Origin of the sequence: Streptomyces sp. NPDC016469, assembly GCF_040632905.1 — a bacterium.
GTDB lineage: Bacteria > Actinomycetota > Actinomycetes > Streptomycetales > Streptomycetaceae > Streptomyces.
In genome coordinates this window covers 61316-78993 of the sequence record NZ_JBEYCQ010000017.1, presented here as the reverse complement: position 1 = coordinate 78993, position 17678 = coordinate 61316, and the positions used below count along the sequence as shown (strand labels likewise).

General features: G+C 72.4%; 16 protein-coding genes. 5 read left to right on the top strand and 11 right to left on the bottom strand.

The features are described from left to right. Positions 1-6: 6 nt before the first annotated feature. Both ABZ565_RS20705 and ABZ565_RS20700 read right to left on the bottom strand, forming a co-directional pair. On the bottom strand, positions 7-1614 hold the full coding sequence (locus ABZ565_RS20705) for an AMP-binding protein (RefSeq protein WP_361028656.1): 1608 nt from the start codon (positions 1612-1614) through the stop codon (positions 7-9). Beyond that, positions 1611-3287, bottom strand: coding sequence for an AMP-binding protein (locus ABZ565_RS20700; RefSeq protein WP_361028653.1), 1677 nt, complete (start codon positions 3285-3287; stop codon positions 1611-1613). Before ABZ565_RS20700 ends, ABZ565_RS20705 begins: the two co-directional genes overlap by 4 nt. A 136-nt stretch (positions 3288-3423) precedes the next feature. Here ABZ565_RS20700 and ABZ565_RS20695 point away from each other — a divergent pair, with 136 nt between their 5' ends. After that, on the top strand, positions 3424-4266 hold the full coding sequence (locus ABZ565_RS20695; protein WP_361028650.1) for a helix-turn-helix transcriptional regulator: 843 nt from the start codon (positions 3424-3426) through the stop codon (positions 4264-4266). A gap of 9 nt (positions 4267-4275) precedes the next feature. Here the strand turns inward: ABZ565_RS20695 and ABZ565_RS20690 are convergent, their stop codons facing one another. Further along, on the bottom strand, positions 4276-5421 hold the full coding sequence (locus ABZ565_RS20690; protein ID WP_361028647.1) for a winged helix DNA-binding domain-containing protein: 1146 nt from the start codon (positions 5419-5421) through the stop codon (positions 4276-4278). A 137-nt stretch (positions 5422-5558) separates the two neighbouring features. Between ABZ565_RS20690 and ABZ565_RS20685 the strand changes: the two genes are divergently transcribed. Beyond that, entirely contained in the window at positions 5559-6437 is an 879-nt protein-coding gene (locus ABZ565_RS20685; protein ID WP_361028644.1) for a DMT family transporter, read from the top strand. A 37-nt stretch (positions 6438-6474) separates the two neighbouring features. Here ABZ565_RS20685 and ABZ565_RS20680 read toward each other — a convergent pair whose 3' ends face one another. After that, on the bottom strand, positions 6475-7059 hold the full coding sequence (locus ABZ565_RS20680) for a TerD family protein (protein ID WP_361028641.1): 585 nt from the start codon (positions 7057-7059) through the stop codon (positions 6475-6477). A 212-nt stretch (positions 7060-7271) separates the two neighbouring features. Further along, positions 7272-7502 carry a DUF6296 family protein gene (locus ABZ565_RS20675; RefSeq protein ID WP_361028638.1) on the bottom strand — a complete coding sequence of 77 codons (231 nt, stop codon included), beginning with the start codon at positions 7500-7502 and terminating at the stop codon, positions 7272-7274. 172 nt (positions 7503-7674) lie between these two features. On the opposite strand from ABZ565_RS20675, the gene ABZ565_RS20670 reads away from it, so the two are divergent. Both ABZ565_RS20670 and ABZ565_RS20665 read left to right on the top strand, forming a co-directional pair. Beyond that, positions 7675-8127, top strand: coding sequence for a DUF5709 domain-containing protein (locus ABZ565_RS20670; RefSeq protein ID WP_361028635.1), 453 nt, complete (start codon positions 7675-7677; stop codon positions 8125-8127). A 121-nt stretch (positions 8128-8248) separates the two neighbouring features. After that, positions 8249-8611 carry a nuclear transport factor 2 family protein gene (locus ABZ565_RS20665; RefSeq protein ID WP_361028632.1) on the top strand — a complete coding sequence of 121 codons (363 nt, stop codon included), beginning with the start codon at positions 8249-8251 and terminating at the stop codon, positions 8609-8611. A gap of 57 nt (positions 8612-8668) precedes the next feature. On the opposite strand, the gene ABZ565_RS20660 is transcribed toward ABZ565_RS20665, so the two are convergent. The 6 genes from ABZ565_RS20660 to ABZ565_RS20635 all read right to left on the bottom strand — a co-directional run bounded on the left by ABZ565_RS20660 (position 8669) and on the right by ABZ565_RS20635 (position 14903). Beyond that, positions 8669-10054: an LLM class flavin-dependent oxidoreductase gene (locus ABZ565_RS20660; RefSeq protein ID WP_361028630.1), complete on the bottom strand. Its 1386-nt coding sequence runs from the start codon at positions 10052-10054 to the stop codon at positions 8669-8671. Then, positions 10038-10829, bottom strand: coding sequence for an ABC transporter ATP-binding protein (locus ABZ565_RS20655; RefSeq protein ID WP_361028627.1), 792 nt, complete (start codon positions 10827-10829; stop codon positions 10038-10040). Before ABZ565_RS20655 ends, ABZ565_RS20660 begins: the two co-directional genes overlap by 17 nt. Continuing rightward, entirely contained in the window at positions 10805-11677 is an 873-nt protein-coding gene (locus tag ABZ565_RS20650) for an ABC transporter permease (RefSeq protein ID WP_361028624.1), read from the bottom strand. Before ABZ565_RS20650 ends, ABZ565_RS20655 begins: the two co-directional genes overlap by 25 nt. After that, positions 11674-12741 carry an ABC transporter substrate-binding protein gene (locus ABZ565_RS20645; RefSeq protein ID WP_361028621.1) on the bottom strand — a complete coding sequence of 356 codons (1068 nt, stop codon included), beginning with the start codon at positions 12739-12741 and terminating at the stop codon, positions 11674-11676. The genes ABZ565_RS20650 and ABZ565_RS20645 overlap by 4 nt, the downstream gene beginning before the upstream one ends. A gap of 31 nt (positions 12742-12772) precedes the next feature. Continuing rightward, the gene (locus tag ABZ565_RS20640) at positions 12773-13297 is read right to left on the bottom strand and encodes a flavin reductase family protein (protein WP_361028618.1); all 525 of its coding nucleotides are present in this window, start codon (positions 13295-13297) and stop codon (positions 12773-12775) included. A gap of 337 nt (positions 13298-13634) precedes the next feature. Beyond that, positions 13635-14903 carry an ROK family transcriptional regulator gene (locus tag ABZ565_RS20635; RefSeq protein ID WP_361028615.1) on the bottom strand — a complete coding sequence of 423 codons (1269 nt, stop codon included), beginning with the start codon at positions 14901-14903 and terminating at the stop codon, positions 13635-13637. Positions 14904-15236: 333 nt separating this feature from the next. On the opposite strand from ABZ565_RS20635, the gene ABZ565_RS20630 reads away from it, so the two are divergent. Then, positions 15237-17669 carry an endonuclease/exonuclease/phosphatase family protein gene (locus ABZ565_RS20630; protein WP_361028612.1) on the top strand — a complete coding sequence of 811 codons (2433 nt, stop codon included), beginning with the start codon at positions 15237-15239 and terminating at the stop codon, positions 17667-17669. The last annotated feature ends 9 nt before the right edge of the window (positions 17670-17678 follow it).

Genomic DNA, 17678 nt, shown 5'->3' with positions numbered 1-17678 from the left:
CGCGGGCTACCTCCGGTGGTTCTCGCGCAGTTCGATCTTGCGGACCTTGCCGCTGACCGTCATCGGGAAGGTTTCCAGGATCTGGAGCAGGCGCGGGATCTTGTAGTGCGCCAACTGCCCCTCGCAGAAGGCCCGTACGTCGTCCAGGGCCGGCGGGTCGGCCGGGTCGGCGGGGATGACGCAGGCCAGCACCTCCTCGCCGTACCGCTCGTCGGGCACGCCGACCACCTGCACATCGGCGATCTTCGGGTGGCGGTACAGGAACTCCTCGATCTCGCGCGGGTAGATGTTCTCGCCGCCCCGGATGATCACGTCCTTGATGCGGCCGACGATCTGTACGTAGCCGTCCTCACGCATGACCGCGAGGTCCCCGGTGTGCATCCAGCGCCCCGCGTCGATCGCCTCGGCGGTCCGCTCGGGCTGGTCCCAGTACCCGAGCATGACGCTGTAGCCCCGGGTGCACAGCTCCCCCGACCGCCCGCGCTCCAGGGTCACGCCCGTCGCCGGGTCGATGACCTTGACCTCGATGTGCGGCATGACGCGGCCCACGGTGCCGGTGCGGCGTTCCAGGTCGTCGTCGCGGCGGGTCTGCGTGGAGACCGGGGAGGTCTCCGTCATGCCGTAGCAGATGGACACCTCCGCCATGTGCATCTCGGCCACCACCCGCTTCATCACCTCGACCGGGCACGGCGACCCGGCCATGATCCCGGTGCGCAGCGAGGACAGATCGTACGAGGCGAAGTCCGGCAGGTTCAGTTCGGCGATGAACATCGTGGGCACCCCGTACAGCGAGGTGCAGCGCTCCTGCTGCACGGCGCTCAGCACGGCCGCCGGTTCGAACGAGGGGCCGGGGATCACGATGCAGGCACCGTGCGAGGTGATGCCGAGGTTGCCCATCACCATGCCGAAGCAGTGGTAGAAGGGCACCGGCAGGCAGACCCGGTCCTGCTCGGTGTAGGCGACCAACTCCCCCACGAAGTAGCCGTTGTTGAGGATGTTGTGATGGGAGAGCGTCGCACCCTTGGGGAAGCCGGTGGTGCCGGAGGTGTACTGGATGTTGATCGGGTCGTCGCAGGACAGCTCCGCCTCGCGTGCGCCTAGCTGCTCAGCGGTCACCTGCGGTGCGACGGAGAGGAGTTCGTCCCAGGACCGGTCGCCGATGTAGTGCACCGCCCGCAGGTCCGGGCAGTTGGCCCGGACCTCGTCGACCAGGGCCCGGTAGTCGCTCGTGCGGTGTGCGAGGGAGGCGGCCAGCAGGGAGATCCCGGCCTGCTTCAGCACGTACTCCAACTCGTGCGCCCGGTAGGCGGGGTTGATGTTCACCATGATCGCGCCGATGCGGGCGGTGGCGTACTGGACGAGCACCCACTCGGGGCAGTTGACCGCCCAGATGCCGACCCGGTCGCCCTTGGCCACGCCCGACGCCATCAGCGCCCGCGCCAGTTCCTCCACGGCCGCGCCGAACTCCGTGTAGGTCCAGCGCCGCCCGGACGGTACGTCGACCAGCGCCTCGCGGTCGGGCCAGGCGGTGACGGCCCGGCCCAGGTTGCGGCCGATGGTGTCGCCGAGCAGGGCGGTGGTGCCGGTGCCGTGCGCGTACGAGAGCTCGGTCATGCCAAGTCCCCCTCGGCGTACTCGGTGCCGCCGCCCTGGGCGGTGCGCTCGCGCAGTTCGATCCGGCGGATCTTGCCGGAGACGGTCTTGGGCAGCTCCGCGAACTCCAGCCGCCGCACCCGCTTGTACGGGGCGAGCACGGACCGGGAGTGGGCGAAGAGCACCTTGGCGGTGTCGGGCCCGGGTTCCCAGCCCTCGGCAAGCACCACGTACGCCTTCGGGACGGAGAGGCGGACCTCGTCGGGGGCCGGGACGACGGCGGCCTCGACCACCGCCTCATGCTCCAGCAGGGCGCTCTCCAGCTCGAACGGGGAGATCTTGTAGTCGGAGGATTTGAATACGTCGTCGGCGCGCCCGACGTAGGTGATGTAGCCGTCCTCGTCGCGGGAGCCGATGTCACCGGTGCGGTAGTAGCCGCCGGCCATCGCCTCGGCCGTGCGGTCCGGGTCGCCGTGGTAGCCGGTCATCAGGCCCACCGGGTGCGCCGACAGGTCGAGCGAGATCTCGCCCTCGAGCGCGCCGGGCTCCCCGCTCACCGGGTCGAGCAGGACCACCCGGAAGCCGGGGCTGGGCCGCCCCATCGAGCCGGGCTTGAGGGCCTGGCCCGGGGTGTTGGCGACCTGGACGGCGGTCTCCGTCTGGCCGAAGCCGTCGCGGATGGTGACGCCCCAGGCGCGCCGGACCGCCTCGATGACCTCGGGGTTCAGCGGTTCGCCGGCGGCGACGACCTCGCGCGGCGGGGTCTTCAGCTGGGTCAGGTCGGCCTGGATGAGCATGCGCCACACGGTGGGCGGGGCGCAGAAGCTCGTGATGCCGGAGCGGTCCATCTCGGCCATCAGGCGGACGGCGTCGAAGCGCGTGTAGTTGAAGATGAAGACGGTCGCCTCCGCGCTCCACGGGGCGAAGAGGTTGGACCAGGCGTGCTTGGCCCAGCCGGGCGAGGAGATGTTGAGGTGGACGTCGCCGGGCTTGAGCCCGATCCAGTACATCGTCGCCAAGTGGCCCACGGGGTAAGAGACATGGGTGTGCTCGACCAGCTTGGGACTGGCGGTCGTGCCGGAGGTGAAGTAGAGCATCAGCGGTTCGTCCGCGTCGGTCTCCCGGTCCGGCGTGAACGTGCGCGGGGCCTCGGCGGCCTCCGCGTAGTCGAGCCAGCCCTCGGTCGGGGCGCCGACGCAGATACGGGTGTAGCGGCCGGGCACCTCGGCGAACTTCTCGGTGTCGGTGTCGCGGACCAGGACGTGCCGGACCCGGCCGCGCTCGACCCGGTCGCGCAGGTCGGCGGGGCCGAGCAGCGGGGTCGCCGGGATGACGACCGCGCGCAGTTTCATCGCGGCGAGCGCGGTCTCCCACAGCTCGGCCTGGTTGCCGAGCATGACGAGGACGCGGTCGCCCTCGCGCACCCCTTGGGCGCGCAGCCAGTTCGCGGCCCGGTCGGAGCGGGCGGACATCTCGGCGAACGACACCTCGGTACGGGTGCCGTCCTCCTCCACGATGTGCAGGGCGGTGCGGTCGTTGTCCCGGGCGATGACGTCGAACCAGTCGAGGGCCCAGTTGAAGTGGTCCGCACGGGGCCAGCGGAAGCCCTCGTAGGCGGCGGTGTAGTCCTCGCGGTGCCGGAGCAGGAAGTCCCGGGCCGCCCGGAACGTCTCCGTCGCACTCGTTTCCGGCATGTGCCCTCCTCTTTACCGACCCGGCCGGTCCTTTGGCTCCTCCCATGATGTAAACAGTGACCCAGGTCTCACCACCCCCGGACGGGGGTGTCGCGGGGCCGCCATTCCATCGGGGGCCGGGCAGAGAGGCGGCAGGGTGCCGGAATCCGTCGACGCGGTCGAGATGCAAGCGGCGCTGCTGCGGCTGCGCCGGACGAGCGGGCTGCCGGTGGCTTTCGGTGGGCTGCTCTCCGACAGCCGCCACGCCAGGATCGCCGAGGTGAACGGGGCGCGTACGGCGGCCCTGCGGGGTCTCGTGATCTCGTCGGGCAGTGGCCTGGGCGGCAAGTCCATGGCCCTGTCCAGGCCGTGCGCCGTGACCGACTACCGCTCCTCCCGCCACATCAGCCACGAGTACGACACGGCCGTCGCGGCGGAGGGCCTGCGCTCGGTGGTCGCCGTCCCGGTCGTGGTGCGGCGCGAGGTGCGGGGTGTGCTGTACGGGGCGCTGCGTGAGCCGCTCACGCTGGGGGACCGCACGTTCGACGCGGCGGTGGCCGCCGCCCGTGACGTGGAGCAGGCGCTGGTGGTCCGGGACGAGGTGGGGCAGCTGCTGGCGGCGAGCCGCACGGAGCCGGACGCCGCTCCGGGGGCGGCGGGGGCCTGGGAGGACGTCCGGGAGGCGCACCGCGAGCTGCGCGCCCTGATGCCGAAGGTGCTCGACCCTGCGCTGCGGGACGAGCTGCTCGCGGTGTGCGGGCGGCTGGCGGCGGCGACGGGCACCCGGGAGCCCGGGGCACGGGAGGTCCGGCTCGCGCCGCGCGAGATCGATGTGCTGGCGTGTGTGGCGGCGGGCGCCACGAACGGGGTGGCGGCGGACCGGCTGGGGCTGCGCCCGGAGACGGTGAAGGGCTATCTGCGGTCCGCGATGCGGCGGCTGGGGGCGCACACCCGGCTGGAGGCGGTGGTGGCGGCCCGGCGGGCGGGGCTGCTGCCGTAGGGGGTGCCTTCAGCGGCCCAGATCCACGAACGTCGCGAACCGGACGTCGTACCCGATGGCCGGGGTCATCGCCGTGACCAGGTCCGCCGCCTCCTCCGTCAGGGAGTCGCGCTCGGCGGCGGTCAGCGGGCGCACCTCCTGGACGGTGACGACGGCCGGGGCGTCGCGCGGGGTGTCCAGCCGCCAGACCGCCGCGAAGAACCCGTCCACCAGCACGCTGCCGTACACCTGGTTGCCCACCCCGTTGAGCCCCTTGAGGAGCGCCGGGATGACCCGGGTGCGGTCGGCGTGGCCGAGCAGGACGTTGTCGAACTCGGGAAGGAAGCGGGGCGGGGCGGGGGTGTCCTCGGCGGGGCGCGGGGCGTCGGGCAGGTCGAAGAGTTCGACGCCGTGCTCGTCGCGGAAGGTGACGAGCCGGGGCCGCAGCCGCTCGAAGACCTCCTTCAGCCGGGTCAGCCCGGCCCAGGTCTGCATGTCCCTCACCGATGCGGGGCCGAACGCGCCGAGGTAGCGCAGCACGGTCCCGTCGATGTCGGGCGCCGTCTCCCCCGCGCGGCCGAGCCAGCGCTCGACGGTGGTGAGCGCGACGCCGCCGCTCACGCCCCAGAGGCCGCGCGGAGTCACCTGGACCAGGGGCAGCAGACAGCGGGCGGCGGTGCTCAGGGCCTGCGGGTCCGCTTCGGGCCACTCGGTGAGCAGCCGTGCGCGGATCTCCTTCGGGGTCCGGGGCTCCTCCTCGACGTATGTCCTGCTCACCTCGCGCAGGCGGTCCAGGTCCACGCCCGTGAGCCGCTTGCGGAAGATGTTGAGCTCCCGGTCGCGGGCGGGCTGCACCAGGGGCCGCAGCGTCAGGGCGTCGTCGGCGGTGTGGGTGTGGATGGTGGAGCGCAGGGTGACGATGCGGACCACCTCGCGGGCCTCCATCAGCGCGGACAGTTCGGCGGGGCGGAACCCCTGGAGCCGGGCCAGGAGCTGGTAGTACGGCGGCTTGGTGTTCTGCGCCTGGAGGCCGACGAGGTGGGTGACGGCGTCCTTCGCGCTCATCGCGGTCCGGCGCAGCAGGAGCTGGCGGTCCAGGGTCGCGCGGGCGAGGGCCCTGGGCGTGAGCACGGGGACGGGGACGGCACCGGCGGAGGTCTTCTTCTTCACGGCCATGACGGCACGCTACGCGGCCAATAGGTCGGATTCGGTCCTCTTCGCGAACACCCTCAGGTCACGAAAGCCTTCCGGGGCCGCCATGCCGTCATCCGGCGAAGCCGGGATCGCGGCGGGGCCACCCGCATCATGGTCCCGTGATCGCCGTCCTGTTCGCCGTCCTGACCGCCCTCAGCAACGGCTCCGCCTCCGTGCTCCAGCGCCGGGCCGCCCTCGACGTTCCGCAGACCGAGGCCATGCGGGTGTCGTTGATCGGCCATCTGCTGCGCCAGAAGGTGTGGCTCGCGGGGATCGCCCTGGTGATCGTCGCCGCCCTCTGCCAGGCCGTCGCGCTGGCCACGGGACCGATCGCCGTGGTGCAGCCGATCTTCGTGATCGAGCTCCCCGCGACGCTGCTCCTGGCCGGTTTCATGATGCGGGCGCGGCTGCCCCGGACGGTCTGGCTCGGGGTCGCCGCCGTGACGGCCGGGCTGGCCCTCGGGATGGCGACGGCCGCGCCGGGCGGTGGCAGCGACACCGTGCACGGGGCGGCGTGGGTGCCGGCGCTGATCCTGACGGGCGTGTTCGAGGCGCTGCTGATTGCGGGCGCGCTGGCCACCCGGGGCAATGTCCGGGCCGCCCTGCTGGCCACGGCCGCCGCCTGCGGTTACGCGCTGACCGCCGCGCTGATGAAGGACGCGATGGCACGGCTCGAAGAGGGCGGGGCGGGGTCGCTGTTCAGTTCCTGGCAGCTGTACGCCACGGCGGCGGCGGGGGTCGGCGCGCTGTTCCTCCTCCAGAACGCCCTGCAGGCGGGCACGCTCGTCGCCGTACAGCCGTGTCTGACGCTGGGCGACGCCCTGATCAGCGTCCTGTACGGGGTGACCCTGTTCGGCGAGGAGGTGCGCACCGGGTGGTGGGTGCTGCCCGAGCTGCTGGCCCTGGGGCTGATCGCGGCGGGGTGCGTGGAGCTGGCGCGGTCGCCGCTGGCCGCCGGGAACCCGGCGGCCCCGGCCCGCGCGCGCCGGGTCGACTGACCGGGCGCGCACGGACCGGGGCCGGGCCGAACGCGTACTACTTGCTGATCGCGAAACGCATCAGGGCGTGCTCGTCGCCCTGCTTGATCTTGCCGGTCTCGTTGATCACCTGGAGCTTCCAGCCGGAGCCGACGCGCATGGCCTTCGCCACGGCGCAGCCGTTGTCGCTGGTGAGCAGGGACGGCCAGATGTCGGCGACCTGCTGGCTGCTGCCGCCCGTGGCGTCGTAGACCTTGATGCTGACGTTGCGCGCGTTCTGGAAGGCGCTGCCCTTCTTGTACGCGGCGGCGACGAAGACGATCGCCGTGACATTCTGGGGGATCCGGGCGAAGTCGACGGTGACCGTCTCGTCGTCGCCGTCGCCCTTGCCGGTCTGGTTGTCACCGCTGTGGACCAGCGAGCCGTTGCCCAGCGGGTCGAGGGAGTCCAGGCCGGCCAGCCGCACCGGGTCCGCGCCCTGCATCGCGATGGCGATCAGGTCGAGGTCCGTGCCCTTCTTCTGCTTCAGCTTCCCCATCAGCCCGCCACTGCTGCCGACGGTGGGGTCCCAGGAGACGCCGATGGAAAGGTGGGTCACCCCGTCCAGGTCCGCCGGGCCGTCTTCCTTCTTCAACGTGATCATTCGTGATCCTCTTCGTGGCGAGATTCCTACAGGGTGAGTCTGCCTGGTGTCCTCCCACAACCCGGCACCAGGGGCAAAATTTCGACCAAGTGTGGGAGGGCCCCGGCCGGATTGTCCTGCCTCGGCATGATGTACGGGCACGTTTCCCCGTGATACGGGCATGGGAAAGACGCCCGGGCCGGGGCGCGGACCGGGCGTCGGATGTCAGCCGTTCAGGCCGCTTCCTCGCGCACCACCATCGGCGTCCCCAGGTGCTGGTGGCCGCCGCTGGCGAGCATGCGCACCTCCGCGTGATCGCTGATCTCGGCGCGGACGATACCGGTGTCGTCCTCGTAGACGGGGTGTCCGCCCGCTCCGCTCTGTGCCGTCCGGTGGACGGTGACGGCGTCGTCCTCCACTGCCGCGGACTGGAAGACGAGCTCGTAGCTCTCCGGATACTCCATGACGGCTCTCCAGACGACTTGTTCCGGGCCGGTCCCTCGGGGCGCGCCCGGCCTGCACTGTCCATGGTCGCGCACCCGCGTGCCGGATGCAGGGGCGCGGGCGCGCCCTGCGGGTCCGGGCGGGGGCTGCCTATGCTGAAGGAGAGCCCCGCCGCGGGAAGGGAAGCGCGCCATGGACGAGGCCGGTCTGGGCGACGACGTCTATCAGCCCCAGCAGGAGTCGGAGGCATCCGATCCGGTCGAGCAGCTCGACACGGAGGACACCTTGGACGACCCGGACGTGCAAGACGTCCTGGACCGGGGCTACTCGCCTCCGGAGCGCCCCTACGCCGTGGAGGACCTGGGCACCACCGCCGCCGAGCAGCACCGGGGCGAGTCCCTGGAGAGCCGGCTCGCGCGCGAGCGGCCCGAGCACGACGGCCCGCCCGGGGACGGGGTGGGCGATGTCGTGGACGGGGACGGCGAGCCCTGGGACGGCGAGGTCGGCACCGTACGCGCCGGGCGGCTCACCCGGGACCTGGACATCGACGAGCCGGACAGCACGGCGGGCGAGGACGTCGGGATCGACGGCGCCGCCGCCTCCGCCGAGGAGGCCGCCGTGCACGTCGTCGCGGACGAGGCGTGACCGCGCCCCCTCCCCCTTACCCCGGAGGTAATCGACGCCCCGCACACCGTCGGACATCGTGTTCCTCACGAGCACAGCGCTCCCGGCCCACCGGCCGGGAGCCCTACGGGAGGGATCCACGATGACCGCCTACGACGACGCCGTGCAGCGCTACTTCGCCGCCTGGAACGCCGGGCCCGAGGAGCTGGAGAAGGCCGTCGCCGCCGCGTTCACCGACGGGGCCGCGTACACCGACCCGCTGGCCGACGTACGGGGCCACGAGCAGCTGGCGGCCGCCATCGCCGGAGCCCAGCAGCAGTTCCCCGGGTTCACGTTCCGGCCGGCCGGTGCGGTGGACGGCCACCACGCGCTGGTCCGCTTCGGGTGGGAGCTGGTCGCGCCCGACGGCTCGGCGCCCGTCGCCGGCTTCGACGTGGCCACGCTCGCCGAGGACGGCCGCATCGCCTCGGTCAGCGGCTTCCTGGACCGGGTGCCGGCCGTCTGAACGACCGGGCGGTACGGGGGCGGGCGGCGCCGCCCGTCCCCGTACCGCCCTCCCCTGTCAGCCGGTCTGCGCCGGCCCGATGCCGTAGCCGTCCGCGTCGCGCACCGGGCCGCCGAAGAGGCGGTTGGCGGGGCGCGGCAGCCCGTAGTGGCCGCGCAGGGTGCTCGCGGTGTACTCGGTGCGGAAGAGGCCGCGTGCCTGGAGGATCGGCACCACGCGGTCCACGAAGAGCTCCAGGCCGGACGGGAACACGGCGGGCATGATGTTGAAGCCGTCGGCGGCCCCGCTGTCGTACCAGTGCTCGATGGTGTCCGCGACCTGTTCGGCGGTCCCGGCGAAGGTGCGGTGGCCGCGCCCACCGCCGAGCCGTCCGATGAGCTGACGCACGGTCAGCCGTTCGCGCCGCGCCAGCTCCACGATGAGGGTGTAGCGGCTCTTGGCGCCCTCGATCTCGTCCTCGGAGGGGATGTCCTCGGGCAGTTCCGCGTCCAGGTCCAGGTCGTCCGGGGCGATCCTCAGCTGGCGGGCGAGCTGCCGCTTGGCGTACTCGGGGACGATGAGGCCGTCCAGTTCGGCGTCGAGCGCCAGCGCCTCGGCCTCGGTGTCCGCGATGACGGGCACGATGCCGGGCAGGATCTTGATGCCGTCGGGGTTGCGGCCCGCGGTGACGGCGCGCTCCTTGACGTCCTTGTAGAACGCGATGCCCTCCTCCAGCGTCTGCTGTGCGGTGAACACCGCCTCCGCGTACCGGGCGGCGAAGTTCTTGCCGTCCTCACTGGAGCCGGCCTGCACGAGCAACGGGTATCCCTGGGGCGGCCGTTGTACGTTGAGCGGACCGTCGACGCGGAAGAACTCGCCCCGGTGCCCGATCTGCCGCACCCGCTCGGCCAGCGCGTGCACCCCGCGCTCCTTGTCGGCGACCACCGCGTCGTCGGCCCAGCTGTCCCAGAGCTTGGTGGACACCTCTACGAACTCACCGGCGCGCCGGTAGCGGTCGCGGTGCAGCGGGGTGTCGTCCAGACCGAAGTTGCGGGCCGCGTCGGCGCCCGCGGTGGTGACGATGTTCCAGCCGGCCCGGCCGCCGGATACATGGTCCAGCGAGGCGAACCTGCGGGCCAGGTTGTACGGCTCGTTGTAGCTGGTGGACGCGGTGGCGATGAGCCCGATGTGCCGGGTCGCGCCCGCGAGGGCGGTGAGCAGGACCGTCGGCTCCAGCTTGGCCGCGGGACGGCGGCCGGGGTCGCCCATCAGGACCGGGCTGTCGGCGAGGAAGACCGAGTCGAGCCGGCCGCGCTCGGCGATCCGGGCGAGGTTCTTGTAGTGCTCGATGTCGGAGTTCGCGTCGGCCGGGCTGCCGGGCAGCCGCCAGGACGCCTCGTGGTGGCCGGTCGACATGAGGAAGGCGTTGAGGTGGAGCTGCTTGCGGTCAGGCGTGCGGGGCATGGGAGTCCTTCGTTTCGATGAGGGGCTGCGCGACCCCGAGAGCCGTGAGGAGGGTGTCGCGGTATTCCTGGAAGCGGGGGTCGCGGCGGGAGCGCGGGGCCGGGAGGTCGACGGTGAGGTCGACGGAGATCCGGCCGTCCTCCAGGACCAGGACCCGGTCGGCGAGTTCGACCGCCTCGTCCACGTCGTGGGTGACCAGGAGCACCGCGGGGCGGTGGCGTTCGTAGAGTTCGCGCAGCAGGTCGTGCATCTTGATCCGGGTGAGCGCGTCCAGGGCGCCGAACGGCTCGTCAGCCAGCAGGAGTTCGGGTTCGCGGACCAGGGCGCGGGCGAGGGCGGCGCGCTGCTGTTCGCCGCCGGACAGCTCGTGCGGCCAGGAGCGCTCGCGGCCCCCGAGGCCGACTTCGGCCAGGGCGGTGAGGCCGCGTTCGCGGGCCTTCGGGCCGCGCAGCCCGAGGGTGACATTGTCGATGAGCCGGAGCCAGGGCAGCAGCCGGGAGTCCTGGAAGGAGAGCGAGACCCGGTCGGGGACGGTGAGTTCCCCGGAGCCCTCGACGCGGTGGTCGAGGCGGGCGACGGCCCGCAGCAGGGTGGACTTGCCGGAGCCGCTGCGCCCGAGCAGTGCGGTGAACTCGCCCGCTCCGACGGTGAGGTCGAGGTCCTTGAGGATGTCGCGGTCGCCGAAGCGGCGGACCAGGTCACGGGTGCGGATGGCGGGGGGCGGGGCGACGGCGGCCGCGCCGGGGGCGGTCAGCCGGCCAGGGTGCGTCGCCATGACAGGGCCTTCCTCTCGGCGGCGCGTACGGCCGCGTCGGATGCGAAGCCGAAGATCCCGTAGGCCACCAGGCCCACGATGATCACGTCGGACTGGGCGTACTGCTGGGCCTGGAACATCATGTAGCCGATGCCGCTGGTGGCGTTGACCTGCTCGACCACGATCAGGCCGAGCCAGGACGCGGTGACCCCGAGGCGCAGTCCGACGAAGAAGCCGGGCAGCGAGCCGGGGACGACGACCTTGCGGATGAACTGCGCGCGGCTCAGGTCGAGTCCCTCGGCGAGTTCGACGTAGCGGCTGTCGATGCCGGTGAGTGAGGCGTACGTGTTGATGTACATGTTCACCGCGACGCCGAGCGCGATGACAGTGACCTTCATCTGCTCGCCGATGCCGAGCCAGAGGATCAGCAGCGGGAGCATCGCGAGGGAGGGGATCGCGCGCTTGATCTGGAGCGGTCCGTCGATGAGGTATTCGCCGGTGCGGGTGAGTCCGGCGGCGACGGCCAGGAGGACCCCGGCGGCCACCCCGAAGAAGAGGCCGAGCCCGGCGCGCTGGAGGGAGATGAGGACGTTGTCCTGGAGCCGGCCGGTGGAGACGAGGTCGGACGCGGTGGAGAGGACCGTGCCGGGGCCGGAGAGTATCCGGGGGTCCAGGTAGCCGGCGGCGGAGGCGGCCCACCACAGGGCGATGACCAGGACCGGGCCGGTGAGCCGCCCGAAGGGGACGGCCCGGCCGGGGCCCAGCCGCCTGCGCGTGCCCCTCGGTGCGGCTGGTGGTGTCCTCGCGGGGACGGCGGCCGGGTGCACCGGCGGGGCGGTGCGGGGGGTGTGCGTCAGCAGCTCGGTCATGACTTCTCCCGGTACCGGGCGGGTACGGCCTCGGCCGCCAGCCCCTCGAAGCGGCGGTCGAACAGCTCGGTGGCGTCCTGCTCCGGTACGAATCCGCCGGCGGTCAGCAGGTCGGCGGTCTCCTGCTCCCAGGCGATGGCCTTGTTCCAGGAGACCGGGAAGAGCGGCTTGTTGAGCGAGGCGACGATGCGCTTGCCGTCCGCCCGGGAGACGCCCTGGTCCTTCACGTAATAGGTGTCGATCCACCGGTCGGTGTTCTCCCACGCCCAGACCTGGCCCCGCGCCCACAGCGGGATGAAGCTGCGGACGGCGGCCGCCTTGGCGCGGTCGTTCAGCACCTCGTTGGGCGCCCAGAGCACGGTGAGCAGGTCCACCACATCGGTCTTCAGGGCGCGCGCTCCGTCCTTGCCGTACTGGGCGAGGTACTTGGTGAGGGTGGGCTCGCCCAGCGGGGCGGTGTCGACCTGCCCGGACTGGAGGGCGGTGAGGAACTGGGTGCTGGGCAGGGCGACCAGCTCGACGTCGTCGGTGTCGATGCCCGCCTGCTTCAGCGCCCGCAGGACGACGACGCCCTGCGCCTGACCCTGCGAGAAGCCGATCCTGCGGCCCCGGAAATCGGCGGCGGAGCGGATGTCGGAGCCGGGTTTCGTGGCGAACGCGTACGACGGACTGTTCCGTATCTGCACCGCGACGATCTTCGCGCCGACGCCGATGGCATGGGCCTGGATCGGTGGAATTCCGGCGTTCACGGCGAGGTCGATGGAGTGCGCCCGGAAACCCTGGATGATATCGGGGCCCGCGTTGAGATTGGGCCACTGCGTCACCCGGAAGGGGAGTTCCTTTTCGAGGCCGGCGGGGGCGAGCTGGAGTTTGGTCGTCCGGACGGCTATGGAGAGTTCCGTCCCCGGCGGTGGCGCACCGGAGGGCAGTTTTCCGGCCGGTTCGGCGCCGGCCGCCGCGTCGGCCCGGGGCGAGCAGGCGGCGAGGGTTCCGATGAGTGCTCCCCCGGTGAGGGCGAGGAACGAGCGGCGGCCGACCGTCGGGGGCGTGGTGTGGCGTGGCATGGGTGAGTCCTGATCCGTGGCGTCGGGGTGGTCAGAGGGAGAGGTAGGCGCCGTCGTGGAAGAGCAGCGGGCTGCGGCCCTCGTCGAGCTGGGCCTCCACCACCCGGGCGACGACGATGCGGTGGTCACCGGCCGGCACGATCTGCTCGGTCTCCACCCGCAGATGGCCGGCCACCCCGTCGAGCAGGGGCTCGCCGCCGGGCAGGCGGTGCCAGCGCGTGGGGGCGGCGAAGCGGTCGATGCCGCTGGTGGCGAAGGTCGCGGCCAGCGGCTGCTGTTCGGCGCCGAGGAAGTGCACGACGGCCGTACGGGCGTGCTCGAAGTGCGGCCATGACGAGGTGGTGGTCCCGATGCCGAACGAGATGAGCGGCGGGTCGAGCGAGAGCGAGGTGAGCGAGGTCGCGGTGAAGCCGACCGGGCCGCGGCCGGAGTCGGTGGTGATGACGACGACCCCGGCGGGGTAGCGGCGGAATGCCTGCCGGAAGCGGTCGGGGGCGATCCCCACCGGGGCGGGGGCGGCGGCCTGGGCCGCGTACGAGGGCACAGTGACGGTCAACGTGTCTCCCGAAGGTGAAAAGCCGAAAGGACAGCGCGAAAAAGCGCTGTCGCGCGGAGATGCGCGCACATACATGAATGACGCACGGCGAGGCGCGCGGACGCGCGGAACGTTCGCCGGATATCAGCGGGTGTTTACCGGGGGCCCGGACAGCGGCCGCGACAGGAACGCGACGCGGTGGGCGCGGACGAGCGGAAGAGCGGCGTCATCGAGGACGCTTTCGCTGAATTCCGCTGTCGGCTGGTCATGAATCCATCATCCCGTCGGCGTTCGCGGCCGGTCAACAATGCAACTGACTGAATTAAAGCGGATTACGGAAGGGGCGCGGGGTCCGGTGTCAGGACACCGAGGGCAGCGCCGGCCACGGCCCCAGCGGGTCCGTGTACAGCGAGCCGAGGGCCACCGCCGCACCCGCCACGGCCAGGACCGACCCGGTGAAGCTGCTCGGCACCACGGCCCGCTCGGGGTCGTCGCACACCACGGACCGCTCGGCCACCTCCGCCCGCAGATCGGCCAGGCACTCCGGCATCCGCCCGGCCCCCGGCTCGACCACGACCAGCACCTCCGGGTCGAACATGTCGAGGAGCAGGGCCGCCGCCCGCCCCACCAGCCGGGCCCGCCGGCGGAACAGCCCCACCGCCCGCGCGTCCCCGGCCAGCGCCCGGTCGAGCAGTTCCGGGAAGGACCCGGTCACCAGCCCCTGGGCCGCGGCGCGCCGCACCATGGCCCGCTCCGAGACCTCCGACTGGAGGCAGCCGGACCGCCCGCAGGAGCACGGCTCCGCGCCGCCCGACCCCCCGGCGCCCAGGGGCAGATGGGCGACGCTGCCCGCTCCGGAGCGCGGTCCCCGGTGCAGGGCGCCCTCGGTGGCGAAGGCGGCGTCCACAACCGCGCCCACGAAGAGCAGGACGGTGCTGGCCCGGGTCGACTCCTGGCCGAACAGCTGCTCGGCCCGGGCCAGGGCGCGGGAGTGGCTGTCCACGTGGACGGGCAGCCCGGTCGCGGCGGCGAGCAGGTCGCGGGCCGGTACGTCGTGCCAGTCGAGGTGCGGATGCGCCACGATCACCCCGCGCACCGGATCGACGCGGTGCCCGGTGGCCAGGCCGAGGGCGAGGACGGTGCGCCCGTTGGCGTGGGCGGCCACCAACGGGGGCAGTCGGGCGGCGAGTTGGGCGAGGAGGCGGTGGGGGTCGGTGGTGCCGTGGGGCCGGCGGTCCTCGGCGACGACCCGGCCGCGCAGGTCCATCAGCGAGAGGGTGGAGTGGGCGACGGCGATGTGGGCCCCGGCCACCAGATAGCTTCCGGTGTCGATATCGACGGGGATGTGCGGCCGGCCGAGCCCCTTGGGGCCTGCGGTCTCGGCGCTCTCCCGGACCAGTCCACGGGCGAGCAGCCGGCCGACGTGCCCACTGACGGAGGCGGGCGAGAGGCCGGTGAGGCGGGCGACCGTGGACCGGGCGACGGGGCCGTGGTCGAGGATCGCGCCGAGGACGGAGCCGGTGCCGGTCGGGCGGCGGCCCGGCAGGTGCGCCGGTATGTCGGCGCGGCGCAGCGGGGTGGTGCGGGTCTCGTGGGGGCGGCGGACGGGGGCGGAGAGAGTCTTCACCGTGTCTTCCAGACCTCGGGGCGGCGATGGGCGCGGTGTCGGCGCGGCACGGGGCCGGGGCGCGGGAAGGCGCGGGCGCGGTGCCTCAGGCGCGGTGACACACGGCGGAGCACACCCGCTTGAGGTCGATGTGACCCCGCGTCGTCAGGTGTGCGGATCGCTGCATGCCGCGCAACGTAGCCGGACCGGCTCAACCCGGTCAAACCCTCGCCGCATCGTGGACAGCTCCGTGCGTCACCGAACGTTTTCCGGAATTCACCCCTGATGCCTTGTCATCGCCTGTTCTACGCGCATAGCTTGTGCTCCCTCACCACACTCTGAGGGGCATTCTCCGTGCGCATATCCACCACCCGTTCCGCCCTGCTGGCCGGCGCTGTAGCCGTGACGCTCTCGGCGACCGCGCTGCCCGCCGCCTTCGCGGCCCCGTCCGCGACCGCCGTGATCTCCGAGGTGTACGGGGGCGGCGGGAACTCCGGTGCGACGCTGACCCGTGATTTCATCGAGCTGGCCAACGCCGGCTCGACCGCGTACGGCCTCGACGGGTTCAGCGTCCAGTACCTGCCGGGTGCCCCGTCGGCGGGCTCGCTGTGGCAGGTGTCCCCGCTGACCGGTTCCGTCGCGCCCGGCGGCCGCTACCTCGTCGCGGAGGCGGCGGGCGCCGGCGGCACGGTGGCCCTCCCCGCCCCGGACGCCACCGGCAACGTGGCCATGTCCGCCACGAGCGGCACCGTCGCCCTGGTCTCCGGGACCACCCCGCTGACCTGCAAAACGGCCGCCGACTGCGCCGCCGACACCCGGATCGTGGACCTCGTCGGCTACGGCACCGCGGTCGTCCGGGAGGGCAGCGGACCGGCGAAGGGCACCTCGGCCACCGCCTCCGTGGCGCGCGCGGCCTCGCTCGCGGACACCGACGACAACGCCGCCGACCTCTCCGGGGCGGCCCCCTCCCCGGTCAACGCGGCCGGCGAGACCTCCGGCGGCGGCGAGGACCCCGGCGACCCGGGCAACCCCACCGAGCCCGGCACCGTGCGGATCCACGACATCCAGGGCACCACCCGGGTCTCCCCGCTGGACGGCAAGACGGTCACCGGAGTCCCCGGCGTCGTCACGGCGGTCCGCACCTCGGGTTCGCGCGGCTTCTGGATCCAGGACACCGCCCCGGACGCCGACCCGCGCACCGGCGAGGGCGTCTTCGTGTACACCGGCTCCACCGCCCCGGCCGTGAAGGTGGGCGACTCGGTGCTGGTCAGCGGCACCGTGGACGAGTACTACCCGTCGTCCACCACCCAGTCGGTCACCGAGATCACCGCCCCCAAGGTCACGGTCGTCTCGTCCGGCACCGCGCTGCCCGCGCCGGTGGTGCTGGACGCGAAGGCCGTACCGGAGAAGTACGTGCCCTCGGCCGGGGGCGGCTCGATCGACGCGCTGCCGCTGGAGCCGTCCACGTACGCGCTGGACCTGTACGAGTCCCTGGAGGGCACCCGGGTCCAGATCGCCGACACCCGGGTGACCGGCGCGACGACGACGTACCACGAGGTGTGGGTGACCGTCGAGCCGACGCAGAACCCGACCCGGCGCGGCGGCACGCTCTACGCCTCGTACACCGACCAGAACACCGGCCGGATCAAGGTCATCTCCCTGGACCCGGCCGCGCCCGTGCCCACCGCGAACGTGGGCGACGTGCTCGCCGGCACCACCTCCGGCGTCCTGGACTACGACTCGTACGGCGGCTACAACCTCCAGGCCACCGCGCTCGGCGAGGTCACCGACCACCACCTGAAGCGCGAGGTCACGCGCAAGCAGAAGGGCAAGGAGCTCGCGGTCGCCACGTACAACGTGGAGAACCTGGACGCGCTCGACGACCAGGCGAAGTTCGACACGCTGGCCGAGGGCGTCGCGGTCAACCTCTCCTCGCCGGACATCGTGTCGCTGGAGGAGATCCAGGACGACAACGGCGCGGTCAGCGACGGCACGACCGGCTCCGAGGCGACGCTGAAGCGGTTCACGGACGCGATCGTCGCGGCGGGCGGCCCCCGCTACTCCTGGCGCTATGTCGCCCCGCAGGACGGGAAGGACGGCGGCGAGCCCGGCGGCAACATCCGCAACGTGTTCCTCTTCAACCCCGGGCGCGTGGACTTCGTGGACCGTCCGGGCGGCGACGCGACGACCCCGGTCGCGGCCGTGAAGACCAGGAAGGGCGTCTCACTGTCGGTGTCGCCGGGCCGGATCGCCCCGGCCAGTGCGGCCTGGGAGGACAGCCGCAAGCCGCTCGTCGGCGAGTTCCGGTTCCACGGGAAGTCCGTCTTCGTCGTCGGCAACCACTTCGCGTCCAAGGGCGGCGACCAGCCCCTGCACGGCCGCTACCAGGAGCCGGTGCGCAGCTCGGAGACCAAGCGCGTGCAGCAGGCGAAGGAGGTCAACACCTTCGTCAAGTCGCTGCTCGCGGCGGACAAGTCGGCGCGGGTCGTGGTCCTCGGCGACCTCAACGACTTCGCCTTCTCGCCCACCGTGGACGCGCTGACCGACGGCAAGGTGCTCAAGCCGCTGATCACCACGCTGCCGAAGGACGAGCAGTACAGCTATGTGTACGAGGGCAACTCGCAGACCCTCGACCACATCCTGACCAGTCCGGGGGTGCGCCGCTTCGACTACGACGTGGTGCACATCAACGCGGAGTTCGCCGACCAGGCGAGCGACCACGACCCGCAGATCGTGCGCGTCGACGTGAACGCCCCGGAGCACGGCCACGGGCACGGCCACCACTGACCCGGCACG